Below are 17,834 nucleotides of genomic sequence, written 5' to 3'. Positions count from 1 at the left end.
ATTAGGCCTCGACGCCTTGCTGACTAATAATATCCCGTGAGAGTGGCACCTGCGATTCACTCACATCCTCAACTAGCTTAGCCACCTCTTCAATGGTCGTCATGCCCTCGCTCAAATATTGCAGTGCTGACTCGGCAAGCGGAGTAAAATTCGGGCTTTGCAGGGCTGCACGGGCAAAATCCTGTGGATTACCGGTACGCATCGCATCGATCATCTTTTCATCCAACTCTAGGATCTCAAAAATACCGATACGGCCGCGATAACCACTGCCGTTACAGCTTTGGCAGCCAGTGCCAATGCGGAACTTGGCCGATGAAAAATCCTGACGACTCACACTATTCAGCCAGGCTTTTTCCTGCGCCGTAGGCTGGTATTCCACACCACAGTTATGGCACACGCGGCGCACTAAACGCTGGGCGATAATCACCCTTAGCGCACTCGCCACTAAGTAACTGGCGGCGCCCATATCGAGTAAACGCAGCGCGCTGGTTACCGCATCGTTAGTGTGCAATGTGGATAACACAAAGTGACCCGTGAGTGCGCCCCTAAGACCAATCTCCACCGTTTCTTGGTCACGCATCTCACCGACCATGATAATGTCCGGGTCTTGACGCAAAGTAGTGCGCAGCACGTTCGAAAAATCGAGCCCAATCTTATGGTTAACTTGAACTTGGTTGATCCTTGGCAATTGATATTCGACCGGATCTTCTACCGTGATGATTTTGCGATCCGCAGTATTCAGCTCACTTAAGATGCCATACAAGGTGGTGGTTTTACCGCTACCCGTAGGCCCAGTTACAAGCAACATGCCGTGGGGGCGTTTAATCTGCTTACGGATACGCGCCAAAATATGTGGCGGCATCCCCGTCTCATTTAAGGTCAACAAGCCTGCGGATTGATCGAGTAGACGCATCACCACAGATTCGCCGTGGTAAATCGGCATGGTCGACATACGCACGTCAATCTTGTGGCCCTTAATTTCCATATGAAAACGCCCGTCCTGCGGCAGACGTTTTTCAGAAATATCTAGCCCAGCCATAAGCTTAAGTCGCAATACTAAAGCCGCAGCGATATTGACTTCGTTTAGAATGGTCTCGTGTAATTGGCCATCGATACGTTGACGGATCCGCAGGGCTTTTTCGCCGGGCTCAATATGAATATCCGAGGCGCGCATTTGCACCGCGTCTTCAAAAATCGACTGCAGCAGCTTAACGACGGTAGTTTCATTATCGCTATCGCTTGAGGTCAGGCTCGCCAGATCAAACATTTGATCTGCGGCATATTCCTCTTCGAGCTTACCAGCGATTTGTGCGATTTGGTCAGTGCGGCGATACAGGTTATCGAAGGCTTGCAGTAACTGCTGCTCGGGCGCGACCGCAACACTGAGCTTTTTAGGCGCAATTAAGTTTTCTAAATGGTCGAGCGCCTGCAAATCTGCAGGGTCGCTCATAGCCACTAATACCGTATCGCCCCGATCTTCCACCGCAAGGGCACGAAAACGCCGTGCTTGCACCTCGGGGATAAGGCTTACCACTTCAGCGGGGATTGGGCGTTTGCTGATATCAAGCAGTGGCAGATTTAACTGCTGCGACAAAAATTGCAGCAGTTGGGTTTCGGTAATGGAGCGCAGCTCAATAAGGGTTCGGCCGAGCTTATGCCCTGTCTTACGCTGCTCACCCAATGCTTGTTGTAGCTGCTCTTCGGTAATAATCGATTCTTGAACTAACAGATCGCCCAAACGCATCTTTAATCTGGGTTTCATTGGCTATCTCCTAGTTGTTGTAAACGTTGTTCAATAAAAGCCGTGGCTTGGCTCGACAGGCCTGAATAACTTAAGGCGGTGCGATAGGCCTGACTGGCGGGGCCAAATTGTTGCTGTGAATCGAGGGCATATGCTAATCCCATCCACCATTTCCCCTGCTGCGGCTCCTGCTGCAATAACTTGCGGTAAGCCTGTTCAACTAACGAATATTGCCCTTGTTTTTGAGCCAAGTCCGTTTGCGCTAACCACTTTTGTCGAGCTAAAGGATGACTATCGGGAATTTGAGCAAGGCTAGCAAGAGCCAGATCTGTCTCGCCCATAGCATGTTGCACTCTTGCCAATAGTAAAGCAAATTCAAACTCTTGCGGGTAAAGCAATCGTCCCTGCGCTAACACTTCGGCCGCTTTCGCCAGCTCGCCTTGACCATAATGCAGCGCCGCCAGTTGTTTGCGAGACTCGTGTAAGCTCGGGTCAAGCTTGAGCGCTTTAGCATAGTAATCCATCGCCTTGACCAACTGCCCCTGCTTTTCGGCATCCGTAGCCAACACTAACTGCTTTTGCGCGAGTTGGCTTGGGGATAACTTCACTTCTCGAATCGCCATTTGCCCCGCTGACTGAGCTTGAGCCGAAGCAGGGCTCGAAGACTTAACCGAAGCTTGGCTTGAAGCTTGAGCCGCAGCAGGCACGGCCGGATCACTCGCCTTGGCCTCAGTTTGAGTTGTTTTTACTGCGCTCTGACTTGCGTTAACTTCTGCTTGATTTGCTTTAGCAGTAACCGGTTGTAGCTCACGTTTGGGCTGCAACGACTCTTGGGTCAATACCGTTTGCTCACTCCTTAGCGCCACGGACGCCGCGTTTACACTGGGAGGTTGAGCAACATTTGTGGCAGACTCTGCTGCTGCAGACATCTCCTTTGCAGGAGCCTCTTTCGGCGCCGTACTCACTTGCGCCATCTCTGCCGTTGGCTGATTTGGTGTAGTCGTTTCTGTTTCCAGAGGACTCGTATCAGTCTGTGGGCTGGCATTATCCGGCTGAGTTTGCGAACTAACAGGATTTGCACTGTTAACTGCGACGCTCTTTACGCCATAGGTCGCCTGAAAGGCATATACCGATAATCCGCCCACCAGCAGCGACACTAAACTGATAACTAACCATTTACGCGATGAATTGGGGCGCCCTAAATACTGCGCCTGATGCGCAGCGACATTGCTAAGGGAATGCCCCTGCTGACGCTTATCGAGATCCTGCAGCATCTTGTTGATCACACTCATGCGGAGCCTCCCCACAACTGTTGTAGGTTAACGCCAGATGCCAGCCACGCCCCAATCGCCGCTGCACATGCTATCAGTACGAACGCCATATAGGCCGGCCACCTTTGCGAGCTGCGACTGGCATCTTCGGTATCCTGTATCGCGCCCTTGATGTGGGACATATGCACTTGCGTTGCGCCTTCGCCAAAACTAAGCATTAGGGCCTTATGGGCTAAAATGTTGATTAATCTTGGAATACCACGTGATGCCTCGGCAATTTTACGGGTGAGTTTAGGGCTGAATAATGCTTGCCCCGCATAGCCAGCCACCGCTAAGCGGTAACGAATGTACGCATCGGTTTCATCCCAAGTTAACGGCCGCAGACTGTAGCTAAAGGTGATGCGCTGCCGCAGTTGCCTAAAGGCTTGACGTTTTAATCGCTCATCCAACTCGGGCTGACCAAAGAGCACCACTTGCAACAGCTTACGGCTCTCGGTTTCAAGATTGGTAAACAGTCGCAGCGCTTCGAGGCTCTCATCGGGCAAGGCCTGCGCTTCGTCCAGCACTAATACAATGGCGTGACCATGGGCGCTCAGGGCGAGTAATTGTTGCTGGATAAGTCCGGTTAGTTGCTGCTGATCGATTTCGCTGGTGTACTTTAACCCAAGCTCATTGGCCACCGCCCAGCGCAGCTCGGCGGGAGTGAGATAAGGATTGGGAAGATACGCACAATGGAAGCCCTGCGGCAGTTCATTAATCAGCTTACGGCAGATTAAGGTTTTGCCCGTGCCCACTTCGCCAGTGACTTTGATAAAGCCCTCCCCGGTTTGTAGGGCGGTCTGCAATACTTGCAGCGCCTCTACGTGCGGGGATAACCCGAAAAAAAATCCGGTATTAGGTGTTAACGAAAATGGCGTTTGGCTGAGTCCAAAGTGCTTCAAATACATGAAAGCTTACTTATTTTCTGGATACCAACGGTCGAGTAAGGTCTTAGAACGCTCTAACTCGTTTTTCCAAGTATCATTGCCTACTACGGTCGGCTTTAACATGATAATCAACTCGGTTTTCTTCTTCTGCTTGCTGCGGTTTTTAAATAATTCGCCGACGAGTGGAATATCACCGAGCAGCGGCACCTGAGAGACCACTTCGGTATTTTCGCTCTTCATCAAACCACCGATCACCACCACATCGCCAGAAGCCGCGCGGATAACGGTATCGGATTCGCGGATCTCGCTCTGTGCTAGCGGCAGTTCTAAGGATTCGCTGCTGACCTTAATGTCCTTGGTTTGTTCTTTAACATCGATAACCGATGGGTGAACATGCAGTAACACATTACCGTCTTTGTCGATTTGTGGAGTCACATCCAATGCGATGCCCGAGAAGAACGGCGTTAACTCTACCTGAGGGGTGGTCACAGGCGTGGTGCCCGCCACTGTGGTCGATGACACGTCAGTGACAAAATACTCGTCGGTACCGACTTTAATCACCGCTTTTTGGTTGTTCGACGCTGTCACCCTTGGGCTGGATAACACGTCCACATCGCCTTGGGTGTCGAGCAGGCTAATCATGGTATTGAAATCTGAGCCCTTAATGCTTAAGGACGTCACGCCACCGAGGGAAGCGGTGATTTTATCGCTTAAACCTGCGCCCGCAGAGGTGCCAAAATTGATATTGGTATTTCCCACATGCCCCAGCACATTTTCCCACTGAATACCTTGCTGATAACCATCTGACAAAGTGACTTCGAGGATCTTCGCTTCGAGGATAACTTGGCGTTGCAAATGGCTCTCGGCGGAATTTAAAAAGGCACGAACTTGGCGCAGCTCATTAGGATAGGCACGAATTGTCACTAATCCCGCCTGTGGCGTCACCACCACCTGACGACCACCGCCAGTGTCACCAATAATGGCGCTCAAGGTTTCTTTCAACTCGCCCCAAAAATCGGTCTTAGTGCGCGAGCGAATAAAGGTGCCGTTAGTGCTATCGCTGCTGTTATTGTTACCGTAATTACCGTTGTTCGAGTTGTTATTATTGCTGTTATTGCCAGTGTTGCCGTTGTTCGAATTATTGTTATTGGAGTTATTGTTATTCGAGTTGTTATTGTCGGAGATCCGCCCCGAGCTCACGGAGGTCAGCGATAGACCATCACGCTCCATGTATAAGTAATTTAATGGGAAAGTCTCAGTTCGCATGCCCGCAGGGAATACGCGCAGGATACGCCCTTCACGGCTTACCTCATAACCATAAATATCTTCCACCACTTGAATGGCTTCGCTCAGGGTCACGCCTTTGAGAGACAATGAAATCGTGCCCTGCACATCGGGATGCACAGCCACGCTAAAGGGGGTGCCCTGCACAAGACTGGGGAAAAACACCCTCGCATCCACATCATGGGCAGACACATCGATACGACGCTCTGTCTCCATTGGCGGGGTTAACCCACCCATCATGGTATTGGCGTTTAGTTCACGCTGCACCGCATCGGGCATTGCAGCCGGTGGTGGAGGCGTTGGCTGACTCGCGGTTTGCATCGAGGTGGCCAGCGCTTCTTTTGAGGCAACGGGCTGCGGTCTATCCGTGGTTTGGCAGGCCATAAGGCAAAGCGAGAGTAGAGGCGTGATATATTTAATGGCTGTCATCTGAGTGTTATTCCCTATCTCTCTATTATTGCTTGAAATAATGCTAATTTCCGTCCGTCAGACAAGGAGACTGACGAGGGGGTGATACGCACCACTTTGACTCCTTGGATGCTGTCTCCCACGGATACTATCTTATTGTTGATCACGGCATAAGCCGTGTTGCCCGAGCTGACAATGCTGTTAAGCACTAGGGCTTGATTTTGGCTCTGCGTTACGGTTCCCGCAGCCGAGTCACCTTTGCCTGGCAAGGTCGGGTCCCTTAAGGCTTCGGCCGATACTTGGGCCGACAACCCCAATAATGCGATCAATATATAAGGCTTATTTAGCAACACTGATAAAGTCCTTATTAATACTCAAGGTATAAAGCTCAATATCGATTTTCCCTTTAGGGTAATCGGCCACTTTATAGTCGAGCCGTTTCCAGTAAAGTTTGTCGGGCATAGCCTCTACCGCTTCAACAAAGCGCAGCACAGAAAAATAATCCCCCTCCAAGCTCATGCGTATTCCATGGCTGTAGAGATTTAGCTTTTTCTCTTCACCCACGGCAAGGAGTGGCACGGGCGTAACCGAGGTAAACTTAAGTAATTTAATACCTTGAACCTGCCCAAGCAGATTGCCTAATAGCTCAGGCATGTAATCGGCGGGCACCATATCCACCATCTGCTCGCCTAGCTGAGCATCAATCTGTTGATTTTGTTGCTGTAGCAAGGTTAAACGCTGGCGATAGTCCTGATTAGGATCCATAGCCAATCGCTGCTGATATAACTCAAGCTGCTGCACCGAAACCTGATTTTCTTGCTCTATGGCATTTAACTGCTGCGCTGTCGACTGCTGTTGTTTCCACAGCGACTCGATAGGCATATAGGCAGACATAGCGACCATCACTAACACGGCGAGAGCGATAAGCCCGCGCTCACGCTGACTAAGAGCATCAAACTTTTGCGCTAACTGTTCAAATTGGGCTTTCATCGCGCTTGCTCCTCTGGGGTCTCACTCGTCAACGTGAAAGCCAGTGGTTTATCCTCACCGCGATCCATGGTCATAGACGATAAAGCCTGACCTTTTAAGGTGTTGGTTGTTTTTAACTTGCCCACCCATTGCGGAATGCTCTGCGGATGTTCGGCAAAGCCTTCAAACATAAAGTGCTGCTCGTTAATCACAATATGATTCAGCCAAACACTCGCATCAGCCACCATAGCTAAATCCTTCAGCACGGGCGCAAAGCCTCGGCTGGTGAGCGAGGAGCGCAGTGCCAACTCATTCATTAATAATTGTTTTAACTCGATCTGCTGTGACTCTAGCTCGACCCGCGCGACTAACTCAGGATCGGGTTTACGTGCGGCGATTTGTGCTTCAAGCTCCGCTTTTTGCTGATCGAATTGCTGTTTTTGCGCAGAGGCTTGGCTTAACGCCCGCTGAGACTCGGCTAATTGCCAATAGCTAAAGGCCGCGAGAATCGCGCAAACCAGCACTAAGCTCAATGCATAACCCATTAATTTAGAAAAGGTTAAGCTCTGCTTTGGAGGTAATAATGCCGCAGAATATAGATTGACTCTCGATTTGATCACTCGGCACCTCGTGAAAGTTCACTAAAGGCTAATCCCGCCATGCTCGCGCCTACAGCACGCTTATTAACTACATTAACGGCTTGGTTAAAGTTGGCTGATACTAACTTAGCCAAGGCATCGACGGCGCCGTCGGCGAATAATTCAATTGAGGCAACCGGAGGCTGGCGCAATTGGCTCTCAAAATAATCCATAGACCGCTGAATTTCTAGGCTTAAGTTATCTGCCAACCCGTAATTAAGCTCGTCCACTTCCGCTTTATCCAGCCCACTAAAACCACGCACTCGGCGTTGCATATAAAGCTGACCCTGCTTGACCACAGTCAGCAATAACTCTTGCCCTGAGTGATGGCTTACCACCAATCTCGCCTGATTATCCTCATCAAACAAATTGGTCATCGCTAATTCTTCGATGCTAATGCCGAGCACGCTTAAACCATGCTCACTGATAGCCTGCACCATAGCACGTAATTTATCTTTATCGACGACAACCACACTGAGCTTATTGCTCGGTAGGGGCGATTCAAAATAATCCAAGTGAATTTGCGGCACAGGAATAGTGACCATGTCTTTGATAGACCAGAGTAAAGCTTGGGATAATTCATCACTGTCGACATTGGGTTTGTCGGCTACGAGCAACTGGTAGCGGCCACTGCCGAGGACGATTTGTAAGGATGCGTGGGGAAATGCGCGGGCAAGTTCTGCAAAGGTCTGTTGCCATTGGTCTTGTTGCAGTTCGAAGGAAACCCATTGCTCCGCATGACTTCCTGTCGCAGGTGCATAGACCCACAACCTATCGGCACAGACATAGACACCGAGCATCGCGCCAGCCTGTTTGGCTCGCCAAAAGGCCAACCGAGCAAAAAGTCCTTTATCCATAAAAATGCCTGTCTTCCGATAAAGTTAAAGCATGAGTCATAAGCCCATCAATAGAGCAATATCCAAAATGCGAGGAATAAAATCCAACGGAGTTTGGAATGAAAACCGCATATTAAGCGTCATAATTTTGGCACAGGCTAGTTTAGCCGCTAATCTGTGAATTTTATAGAGAAATCCGACAATTCGGCGCTATTCTTCCACAGTGATCACATACAATGAAGGAAAATTTCCTCGCTATTGCACCTCAATTGGGTCACTAAAATACATGCCCTGAGCCATCCCGACACCGAGGATTTGCAAGGTTTGCCACTCTTCAAATACTTCAACGCCCTCTGCACAGACTTGCACTTCAGTACGATATAAACCGCCAATAAGACTGCGGATAAATAATTGATTTTCAGGTCGTAAATGGATATGACGCACAATCGATCTATGCAGTTTTATCATGTCGAAATGGCATTCACGAATATAGTAAGTGCCCACCACCTGCTGACCCACATGGTCGACGCACAGACGCGCCCCCATCTTACGGATCATATCCAGCTTAGGCTTAAGCTTATCTTGGTGCTGGATAACGATATCCTCAGACACCTCAAAAATCAGTTGTGGCGTCAAGTGTCGATATTCAAGCAAGGTGGTTTTAAGCCATTGGGTAAAGGCACGACTCATTAAGGTATCGAGGCTCAAATTCACACTATAGACTTGATCTTTATGTTGTTCCTTAGCCAATAACCCCAGCACTCGCTCAATCATTTGCCGCTCAATCTGAGGCATCAAACCGCATTTGTTTGCCATAGGAATAAAGAGCGTCGCTCGCACTAACGCCCCTTGGTTATCCCGAGCCCGGGTAAAGATTTCCTTATGATGTTCAACGCCGTCGGAATCTATCACAGGTTGGCTAAAGGGATAAAAACGTCGCTGGACTAAGGCATTTTCGAGGAAGCTGCGCCAACGCACCGAGCCTTTGGCAAACTCCTCATCAATCGCCCCCTTATCGTACATAAACCAATTACTGTTACCTTGTAACTGCGCGGCGCGTAATGCCATATCGGCTTCATCGAGCAGCTGATTAACATTATCTCCCGCGGTAAAGTAAGCGCAGCCTAAATGGTAAAAGTTATCTTGATTCTCTACATCATTGGGCAAAGGTTGACTCAAACAGACTTTGAGTAATTTACTGGCGAGCTGATCGGCCTCAATTAAAGACACATGGGGTACGACAATCGCAAATTGGTTATGGGAGCGGCGTGCAAAGATACTGTTGGGTAAGGTCTGCAAAATGGAGTTAATGCTGTTAACTGTTGCATGGAGCAACTCTTTAACGGCACTCTCTCCTTTTGTCTGTTGCAGTAAGTCGAGGTCGTCCATCTCCAACAGATAAATCACGCCGTGGGCCACCATACCTTGATCATGGCTCATGGCATCGAGACGGTTATTTAAAAATAGCCGATTACCGATACGAGTTTGCGCGTCTAAAAAAGTATTGGAGCGAATAAACTTATCGAAACGACCACGTTCTTTATGGGCATCCTGCAGCTCCTCAAGCAGTTTGGTTAATGCTCTATTAATCAGCCTTGGCTTACCATTACCAGGAGAGGCGAGTGCTTGCTCATGCTTGCCTTGCAAAATAAGCCGGCTGCGTTCAGCTAGTTCTTCGATACCATCCAACTGCTGCGAAAACCATACATGGCCAAAACGCACCAAAGCAATAACAGCCAACAGTCCCACGCCTAAAATAAGCAGCTCATACCAACTGACACTGTAATGCTCGAAGGGCTGTGGCAGCGTGAGGGTCATACTCAGTCCCGATTTGGGATCGAGTAAATGGTTATACACCATGGCATTTTGCGTATTCACATTGCCCTGATAGGCAAAAAGCACTTCGCTCTTCATGGTCAAACGGAATTCGACGGCATTGTACGCCAGCAGCATCGGCGGCAACCAAGACTCTAATTCCCAATCGGGTTGAGTTTGATAATGTTCAATCAAAAGGGATTCAAGTTCAGACACTTTTTGCTGTTGAAATTTATAGGTCAACTGCACAAAGCTCATCATGGCGCTGAGTAAAAAGACAAAGGCGATAGCAGCCAAAGACATTAACCAAAAACTGGTCAATTTAGTTGTTAACATTCGAGTGAATTTCATCGAGCCGCTATCCTGCAGGATTATTATAATTATTGGAGCACTATTAACACGAGTTAAACAAATGCTACTCAAGATTATTCAGTAGCATAAGCCAAAAGGCAACCAAGGATTTTGCTTCAAAGACGCTGAAAATAGCGTAAATTGCAGAAATTTCATCCGAGGATAAAACAAAAAAGAGGCTAATTAGCCTCTTTTAGATTAGTTGAGCTAGCGCTTAATCCGCATAGTGTGGCAGCGTGGTGATTGCCGCAACCCCCGAATCAATCGCGGCTTGCGCGACCGCACGGGCAACACGAGGTAACAAGCGTGGATCCATTGGTTTTGGCAGCACATATTCAGGACCAAAACTTAATGAACTCACCTTTGGATAGGCCTTCAATACGCTCGCGGGGACTTCTTCTTTTGCTAATGCAGCAATCGCGTGAACCGCGGCCACTTTCATCTCGTCGTTAATGCAAGATGCACGTACATCCAAGGCACCACGGAAAATGAATGGGAAACACAGTACGTTGTTCACTTGGTTTGGATAATCGCTGCGGCCAGTACCCATGATTAAATCGCTGCGCGTCGCGTGGGCAAGCTCAGGTTTGATTTCAGGATCTGGGTTTGAACAGGCAAAAATCACCGGCTTATCCGCCATCATGGCCACTTCTTCAGCGCCAATCACGTTCGGGCCAGATAAACCTAAGAATACGTCGGCACCTTTAATCACATCTTGCAAGGTGCGCTTGTCGGTATCGTTTGCAAATAATGCTTTATATTCATTCAGATCGGAACGACCTGAATGGATAACGCCCTTAGTATCTAACATATAAATGTTGGCACGGTTTGCACCACACTTAACCAACATAGTCATACAGGCGATCGCCGCTGCGCCAGCCCCCATACATACAAAGGTCGCATCGCTGATCAGTTTACCTTGGATCTCTAAGGCGTTGATCATGCCAGCGGCAGTCACAATGGCGGTGCCATGCTGGTCATCGTGGAACACGGGCACATTACAACGCTCAATCAATTCGCGCTCGATAACAAAACATTCAGGCGCTTTGATGTCTTCAAGGTTAATCCCACCAAAGGTGCCAGCGATAGCCGCAACTGTGTTAATAAACTCTTCAGGGGTGTTGTGGGTCACTTCGATATCGGTCGAGTCGATATTTGCAAAGTGTTTAAACAATAGAGCCTTACCTTCCATCACGGGTTTTGATGCCAATGGGCCTAAGTTACCTAACCCCAGAATCGCTGTGCCGTTAGTGATAACAGCGACAGTGTTACCTTTATTGGTATAACGATAGGCATTGTCAGGATTAGCAGCAATTTCACGTACCGGCTCAGCCACTCCAGGGCTATAGGCTAGCGCGAGGTCATGGCTCGTTTCAGCAGGTTTAGTGAGGCAGACTGCGGTTTTACCGGGAACGGGGAATTCATGATAATCGAGTGCTTGTTGACGAATATCTGACATTTTAACATCCTGAAATGCGACATTTATAAGTATGGAAGTAAGGCCGACCAACCCAAGATCACCTCATTTACGGGCGATTTAAACAGTGTGGCAGGTCGGGGTAAGATACGCCAATTAGCTCAAATTTTAAATAAGATATTGAGAATTTTCGCCTTTGCGACAGAATCATCGCCCTAAGCCAAGTTTTATAAACTTATCTCTGCCGATAAAGGATGATTACCCGTTTAATTTTGTAGGAAATAAACGAACATAACCCACTAAAACAACGATAAATAGCCCACAAAAAACAAAAAATGTTGGCTAAATTACAATAGAGATAAGTAACTCAGTTATCTTATAGTTAATTGCTATAAATAAGTCGATTTTTACGGTTTTAAGCACCTATAGAATGACTTTGATGCTTTTTTAAGTGAAGTCGTACCAGAAAGGCAGGAAAGTAGCGATTTTGTGCCAGAAGACCAGAAAGCAAAAAGGCGCCATAGGCGCCTCTTTTAGAAACATTGCGAATGCAATTATTTCTTGCCAAGCATACCGAAACGCTTGTTGAATTTGTCGATACGACCGCCTGTATCAACAACTTTTTGTGTACCTGTGTAGAATGGGTGACATGCACCACAAACGTCTAAGTGCAGGTCTTTACCTACAGTAGAGTTTACTTTAATTACGTTGCCACAAGTACAGTTTGCAGTGATTTCTGCGTATTCTGGGTGGATACCTGGTTTCATTGGGATTACCTCAAATGTAAGGCCATGTCGCTCTTCCAACCCGAAGTCGGACACCACATGCAGTTAATAACGATATGTTAGGGCGCAGAATACTACAGTATCGCCCACGCAGACACAAGTAGATTATCTGAGCATTTTCACGATAATCTACTCGTCCGCTGACGGTTATCTCCCCGCTTCCCGATCTTCGAAACTCGTCCTTGCCGCCTGCGCATCTGGATAACGCGAAAGTATCTCGGCCGATGGACAATAAAGCGTGGCATCTTTTTTCAACGCGTTAATACGATTCTTCGAAAATGCCTTAGGGTTAGCATCGTGGATCGCCAGCATGGCACCATAGACACTCACTTTCCATTCAGGGGCATAACGATTGGCAATGCGCCATAACGTTTCGTTGTGATAATCCAACATACACTCACCCGAGTTTGTTGCATTGGCATTTGTCGAGCTAGCAATCTTAGTCACTTCGGCTGTCTTAGCTTCAGACACATCAATCCCATTTATACTCTTATCAGCTTTTACCATATCTGCGTTTGCAGATGAGACTTGGGCAGCCGATGGTTCGGTCGATGACTTAGCTAAAGAAGGTTCTGTAGACGCACTCGAAGCTGAGGATGCTTTCGCGTCAGGCTTATCCTCTGGGAAGGTAAATCCAGAAGCGCGGGGCGCAGCAGCATCGTTTACCGTCACAGCAGCTACAACAACTGAAGCAACGGGCACAACATCGGCTTCTGCGGTAACTAAATTCACCTCTTGCACAACCTTAGTTGATTTAACTATGGTTTTGTCACTTTTAGCAGCGCTTGCCGCCAACTGAGTAGTTTCGGCTTTGGCCGCTTTGCTTGATTTAACAACCGCCGCTTTTGCTTGCGATACTGATGACTCCGCAGAGGAAGCATTATCAAACAGTGGCAGGTTTTTCACTTCATACCAACGGTCGACACGATATTCACGCACTAACAGCCGCGCCTTAGGGTCGGTCACATCCTCCACACCCGTTAGCAAAACCAAGAAACGGTTAAGCTGCTCGGCCATAAGTTTTTCTTCACCGCCTGACTGCTGCACCGCAAATTCGAGCCGGGTCATATCCTGATTATCGGCGATCACATTGACGCGCATTTTAGGGTAAGCACCCAATTCAAACATGCGGCTGTTGATGCTCACATGGGAAACTTGCGCATGCACACAAACGCTGCACATTAAGGCGAATAGTCCTAATGATTTCGCTATTTTAGTCATTTACTTACTCTCAACTATCCTTGGATAAACTGTCATTAGGACTAGCCCTCGCTAGCCGTGCTGAGTACACTAAACCTCATTTCCCTTAAGACTCGACCTGCATATGTCACTGTTTGTTGAAGTTGCGTTACCTGTGCCTATGCGGCAAAACTTTACCTATCGAGTCGATACCGATGAACACGCTAATCAAAGCCCCCAACAGCCTCAGATTGGTATAAGAGTAAAAGTCCCCTTTGGACGCCAGCAACTGATTGGCCTTGTCACCGCCATCACCGACAGTTGTGAACTAGCCCCTGCGCAACTCAAATCTGTCATAGAGTTTATTGATGACGCGCCCTTATTGCCAGAATCGCTTTATAAATTAACCCTCTGGGCCGCAAGATATTACTTTTGCAGCCAAGGGCAAATGCTGACACAGGCGCTCCCCGTGGCGCTGCGTAAAGGGCTTGATGCCGCGCCGCAAAAAATTCAGTACTGGCAAATCACAGAGCTGGGCAGCAATATTGCGCCTGAGACATTAAAACGCGCCCCGGCGCAAAAACGCTTACTCGAACGCTTACAGCAAACCAGCCTGACGCAGGAAGACGTCATCAGTTTAGAACTGAATAAAGCTGCGCTCAAAACCTTAGAGGATAAGGGCTGGATTGCCAGACATGAGAAACTCGCCGAGCTCAATCTCGATTGGCGCAGCCAACTCGAACTCGATGAAACACCCCACAGGCTAAATAAAGAACAAGCTATTGCCGTAACAGTATTAACCCAACAGCAAGGATACCACTGCACTCTGCTCGAGGGCATTACCGGTTCGGGTAAAACCGAGGTCTATTTAGCCGTACTCGAACATATCCTTAAGCAGGGTAAGCAAGCGCTGATCCTGGTACCTGAGATTGGCTTAACACCGCAAACCATCAACCGTTTTAAGCGCCGCTTTAAAGTCAATGTGGCCGTGCTGCATTCAGGCCTGACCGATAACCAGCGCCTCGAAGCTTGGCGACAGGCTCGCTGCGGCCAAGCTGCCATCATCATTGGCACCCGCTCTGCCCTGTTTACGCCCATGGCTTTTCCCGGCGTGATTATCCTCGACGAAGAGCACGACAGCAGCTTTAAACAGCAAGAAGGCGTTGGCTACCACGCCCGCGATCTTGCCGTGATGCGTGGACATTTAGAATCGATCCCAGTGATTTTAGGTTCGGCGACGCCCTCGTTAGAAACCCTGCAAAATGCCCTCAGCGGTCGTTACCATCACCTGCAACTTGGGGAGCGTGCGGGTAATGCGAAAAAAGTGCGCCAAGGGATTATCGATATCAAAAACCTGCCCCTCAAGGCGGGAATGTCGGCGCCGCTCATTAACGAAATCCGCAGCCATTTAGAAGCTGGGAATCAGGTATTACTATTTTTGAACCGCCGTGGCTTTGCACCAGCACTGCTGTGCCACGAGTGTGGGCACTTACACGAGTGTGATCGCTGCGATGCGTTTTTTACAGTACATCAATCCCTTGGGGAAATCCGCTGCCACCACTGTGGCAACCAATACGCCATTCCAAGGCAGTGCCACAATTGCGGCAGCAGCATGTTGATGGGTCAAGGTATAGGTACAGAACAACTCGCCGAAGCACTGCAGCAGGAGTTCCCCAAGTATCCCGTGGTGCGAATCGATCGTGATACCACCCGCCTTAAAGGCTCGCTCGAAAGCCATTTAAGCGCAATTCATAAGGGCGAATACAAGATCTTGGTCGGCACTCAAATGCTTGCCAAAGGGCACCACTTTCCAGATGTGACCTTAGTGGGATTACTGGATGTCGATGGCGCGCTCTTTAGCGCCGACTTTAGGGCGCCAGAGCGCTTCGGCCAGCTCTATACTCAGGTCGCAGGCCGTGCTGGTCGCGCCAACAAACCCGGCACTGTGTTGCTACAGACCCATCAAAGTGATAACCCGATACTGAGGGATTTACTCCACCGGGGTTATGGCGAGTTTGCCCGCAGCCAATTAAAGGAGCGGCAAATGGCGCTGCTGCCTCCCGCTTGGCACATGGTGCTGGTGCGCGCAGAAGCCCACTCCGCCGTGGATGCCGATAACTTTCTTAGTGCGTTTGCAGCGCTGCTGCCCCAAGATAAAGAGTTTGAAATCATAGGCCCAATGCCATCGCCTCTCGACAGAAAAGCCGGCAAGTTTCGCCGCCAATTGATGTTTCAAGCCAAGCACAGACATAGATTACAGCAGGAGTTTGAGCGTATTTATCCCCTCGTCGAACAGCTACCAGAGGCCAAACGTTGTCGCTGGAGCCTAGATAGAGATCCGCAGGATCTGTTGTGATTCAATAATTTGATAAAAAATCATCGGGAAGATAGCAATTAGTCACCACAAACGGCTAAAATACGCGGTTATTCCCTGTATTCATTCTTAAAGTTAGTAGCTAATTAATCCATGAAATCACATATCCAATCATTACTTGAACAAACTATCGAATCCTTTAAACAACAAGGTATTTTGCCTGCGGATTTTGAGGCGCGAATTCAAGTAGATCGAACCAAGGATAAGAGCCATGGCGATCTGGCAACCAACTTAGCCATGATGCTAACCAAAGCGGCGGGTAAAAATCCCCGCGAATTGGCGCAGCTGATCATCGACACCCTACCCGCCTCAGCCTATGTGGCGAAAGTTGAAATCGCAGGCCCTGGTTTTATCAACTTCTTCATTGATGACAGCGCCTTAGCGAACCAATTACAGGCAGCCATTAGCGATGAGCATTTAGGGATTAAGCTACCAAGGCCACAAACTATTGTCGTGGACTACTCTTCACCTAACCTCGCCAAAGAGATGCACGTCGGCCACCTGCGCTCGACCATCATTGGTGACAGCGTGGTGCGTACCCTCGAGTTTTTAGGCCATAAAGTGATCCGCCAAAACCACGTAGGCGACTGGGGCACCCAATTTGGTATGCTGCTGGCCTACATGGAAGAATTGCGCGCGCAAAATGGCGAACAAGCCCAATTAGAATTATCGGATCTCGAAACCTTCTACCGTGCCGCCAAACTGCGTTTTGACGAATCGGCAGAGTTCGCGACCCGTGCCCGTCAGCTTGTGGTTGAACTGCAATCAGGTGACGAATACTGCAACAAACTGTGGCGTGAATTTAACGACATTTCCTTAAGTCACTGCCACGAAGTGTACGAGCGCTTAGGGGTGAGCTTAACCCGCGCCGATGTGCACGGTGAAAGCGCCTATAACGCTGACTTAGAGCAAGTAGTCAAAGATTTAGATGCCCAAGGTTTACTGACCCAAAGCAACGGCGCCAAAGTGGTCTTCCAAGAAGAATTCCGTAATAAAGAAGGCGAAGCGCTGCCTGTTATCATTCAAAAGGCCGATGGTGGTTACCTCTATGCCACTACCGACTTAGCGGCTATGCGTTACCGTTCGAGCGTGCTAAAAGCCGACCGCGTACTTTACTTTGTCGATTTACGCCAAGCGCTGCACTTCCAACAAGTGTTTAGCCTTGCCAAGCTGGCCAAGTTTGTCCGTAACGATATGTCACTGGAGCACTTAGGCTTTGGCACCATGAATGGCGAAGATGGTCGTCCGTTCAAGACCCGTACCGGTGGCGTGGTGAAACTGGTGGATCTGCTGGATGAAGCCAATACTCGCGCGCTTGAGCTGGTTCGCAGCAAAAACCCAGATATGGATGAAGCGACCTTAGCTGAAATCGCCCGCGTAGTGGGGATCAGCGCAGTCAAATACGCCGATCTGTCGAAAAACCGTACCAGCGATTACATCTTCAGCTTCGAGCAAATGCTGAGCTTTGAAGGCAATACCGCGCCTTACCTGCTATACGCCTACACCCGCGTTGCTGGTATCTTCAAGCGTGCGACCGATATTGACTTAAGCCAAGCCAAGATCGTACTCGAACACGAAAAAGAGAAAGACTTAGGTAACAAACTGGCGCAGTTTGGTGAAATCCTCAGCCGCGTGGTCGACAAGGGCCAACCACATGTACTTTGCGGTTACCTCTATGAATTAGCGGGAGCTTTCTCTAGCTTCTACGAGGCCTGCCCAGTGCTTGCTGCCGATAACGACGAGCAAAAGCATAGCCGTTTACTGCTGTCACAACTGACGGCCAACACGCTGCAAAAAGGCCTTAATCTACTAGGTATCGAAACCCTAGAACGGATGTAAG

14 protein-coding genes are annotated in these 17,834 nt (G+C 48.9%); 2 read left to right on the top strand and 12 right to left on the bottom strand.

The window, feature by feature from the left end:
* Position 1: 1 nt before the first annotated feature.
* The 12 genes from SHD_RS09610 to SHD_RS09555 all read right to left on the bottom strand — a co-directional run bounded on the left by SHD_RS09610 (position 2) and on the right by SHD_RS09555 (position 13,662).
* Positions 2 to 1,762 (bottom strand): GspE/PulE family protein, encoded by a 1,761-nt coding sequence (locus SHD_RS09610; protein WP_023266929.1) that lies wholly within the window; start codon positions 1,760 to 1,762, stop codon positions 2 to 4.
* Positions 1,759 to 3,033 (bottom strand): tetratricopeptide repeat protein, encoded by a 1,275-nt coding sequence (locus SHD_RS09605; protein ID WP_023266928.1) that lies wholly within the window; start codon positions 3,031 to 3,033, stop codon positions 1,759 to 1,761. Before SHD_RS09605 ends, SHD_RS09610 begins: the two co-directional genes overlap by 4 nt.
* Positions 3,030 to 3,959 carry an ExeA family protein gene (locus SHD_RS09600; RefSeq protein ID WP_023266927.1) on the bottom strand — a complete coding sequence of 310 codons (930 nt, stop codon included), beginning with the start codon at positions 3,957 to 3,959 and terminating at the stop codon, positions 3,030 to 3,032. Before SHD_RS09600 ends, SHD_RS09605 begins: the two co-directional genes overlap by 4 nt.
* 6 nt (positions 3,960 to 3,965) lie before the next feature.
* A complete protein-coding gene (gene mshL, locus SHD_RS09595) occupies positions 3,966 to 5,651 on the bottom strand; it encodes a pilus (MSHA type) biogenesis protein MshL (RefSeq protein WP_039978039.1) in 1,686 nt (561 codons plus the stop codon).
* Between the two features lie 14 nt (positions 5,652 to 5,665).
* Positions 5,666 to 5,983 (bottom strand): MSHA biogenesis protein MshK, encoded by a 318-nt coding sequence (locus SHD_RS09590; RefSeq protein WP_039978038.1) that lies wholly within the window; start codon positions 5,981 to 5,983, stop codon positions 5,666 to 5,668.
* A complete protein-coding gene (locus tag SHD_RS09585; protein WP_023266925.1) occupies positions 5,970 to 6,620 on the bottom strand; it encodes an MSHA biogenesis protein in 651 nt (216 codons plus the stop codon). The genes SHD_RS09590 and SHD_RS09585 overlap by 14 nt, the downstream gene beginning before the upstream one ends.
* Positions 6,617 to 7,219 carry a PilN domain-containing protein gene (locus SHD_RS09580; protein WP_023266924.1) on the bottom strand — a complete coding sequence of 201 codons (603 nt, stop codon included), beginning with the start codon at positions 7,217 to 7,219 and terminating at the stop codon, positions 6,617 to 6,619. The genes SHD_RS09585 and SHD_RS09580 overlap by 4 nt, the downstream gene beginning before the upstream one ends.
* Entirely contained in the window at positions 7,216 to 8,094 is an 879-nt protein-coding gene (locus SHD_RS09575; protein ID WP_023266923.1) for a hypothetical protein, read from the bottom strand. The genes SHD_RS09580 and SHD_RS09575 overlap by 4 nt, the downstream gene beginning before the upstream one ends.
* Positions 8,095 to 8,328: 234 nt before the next feature.
* A complete protein-coding gene (gene csrD, locus SHD_RS09570; protein ID WP_039978036.1) occupies positions 8,329 to 10,239 on the bottom strand; it encodes an RNase E specificity factor CsrD in 1,911 nt (636 codons plus the stop codon).
* Between the two features lie 214 nt (positions 10,240 to 10,453).
* A complete protein-coding gene (locus SHD_RS09565) occupies positions 10,454 to 11,698 on the bottom strand; it encodes a malic enzyme-like NAD(P)-binding protein (RefSeq protein ID WP_023266921.1) in 1,245 nt (414 codons plus the stop codon).
* Positions 11,699 to 12,210: 512 nt separating this feature from the next.
* Positions 12,211 to 12,423: a 50S ribosomal protein L31 gene (rpmE, locus tag SHD_RS09560; protein WP_011073821.1), complete on the bottom strand. Its 213-nt coding sequence runs from the start codon at positions 12,421 to 12,423 to the stop codon at positions 12,211 to 12,213.
* A 165-nt stretch (positions 12,424 to 12,588) separates the two neighbouring features.
* Positions 12,589 to 13,662, bottom strand: a complete 1,074-nt coding sequence (locus SHD_RS09555) for a FimV/HubP family polar landmark protein (RefSeq protein ID WP_023266920.1) — start codon at positions 13,660 to 13,662, stop codon at positions 12,589 to 12,591.
* 103 nt (positions 13,663 to 13,765) lie between these two features.
* Between SHD_RS09555 and priA the strand changes: the two genes are divergently transcribed.
* Together priA and argS are read left to right on the top strand one after the other, a co-directional pair.
* Entirely contained in the window at positions 13,766 to 15,976 is a 2,211-nt protein-coding gene (priA, locus tag SHD_RS09550) for a primosomal protein N' (protein ID WP_023266919.1), read from the top strand.
* Between the two features lie 111 nt (positions 15,977 to 16,087).
* On the top strand, positions 16,088 to 17,833 hold the full coding sequence (gene argS, locus SHD_RS09545) for an arginine--tRNA ligase (RefSeq protein ID WP_023266918.1): 1,746 nt from the start codon (positions 16,088 to 16,090) through the stop codon (positions 17,831 to 17,833).
* The last annotated feature ends 1 nt before the right edge of the window (position 17,834 follow it).

The organism is Shewanella decolorationis S12 (genome assembly GCF_000485795.1).
GTDB classification, from domain to species: Bacteria; Pseudomonadota; Gammaproteobacteria; order Enterobacterales; family Shewanellaceae; genus Shewanella; species Shewanella decolorationis.
Note: the sequence above shows the minus strand (reverse complement) of the source record. Positions and strands in the feature narration are given on the sequence as shown.

Coding starts and splice junctions, on each gene's coding strand:
- SHD_RS09610 (WP_023266929.1), bottom strand. CDS start 1,762: ATGAAACCCAGATTAAAGATGCGTTTGGGCGATCTGTTAGTTCAAGAA.
- SHD_RS09605 (WP_023266928.1), bottom strand. CDS start 3,033: ATGAGTGTGATCAACAAGATGCTGCAGGATCTCGATAAGCGTCAGCAG.
- SHD_RS09600 (WP_023266927.1), bottom strand. CDS start 3,959: ATGTATTTGAAGCACTTTGGACTCAGCCAAACGCCATTTTCGTTAACA.
- mshL (WP_039978039.1), bottom strand. CDS start 5,651: ATGACAGCCATTAAATATATCACGCCTCTACTCTCGCTTTGCCTTATG.
- SHD_RS09585 (WP_023266925.1), bottom strand. CDS start 6,620: ATGAAAGCCCAATTTGAACAGTTAGCGCAAAAGTTTGATGCTCTTAGT.
- SHD_RS09575 (WP_023266923.1), bottom strand. CDS start 8,094: ATGGATAAAGGACTTTTTGCTCGGTTGGCCTTTTGGCGAGCCAAACAG.
- csrD (WP_039978036.1), bottom strand. CDS start 10,239: ATGAAATTCACTCGAATGTTAACAACTAAATTGACCAGTTTTTGGTTA.
- SHD_RS09565 (WP_023266921.1), bottom strand. CDS start 11,698: ATGTCAGATATTCGTCAACAAGCACTCGATTATCATGAATTCCCCGTT.
- rpmE (WP_011073821.1), bottom strand. CDS start 12,423: ATGAAACCAGGTATCCACCCAGAATACGCAGAAATCACTGCAAACTGT.
- SHD_RS09555 (WP_023266920.1), bottom strand. CDS start 13,662: ATGACTAAAATAGCGAAATCATTAGGACTATTCGCCTTAATGTGCAGC.
- priA (WP_023266919.1), top strand. CDS start 13,766: ATGTCACTGTTTGTTGAAGTTGCGTTACCTGTGCCTATGCGGCAAAAC.
- argS (WP_023266918.1), top strand. CDS start 16,088: ATGAAATCACATATCCAATCATTACTTGAACAAACTATCGAATCCTTT.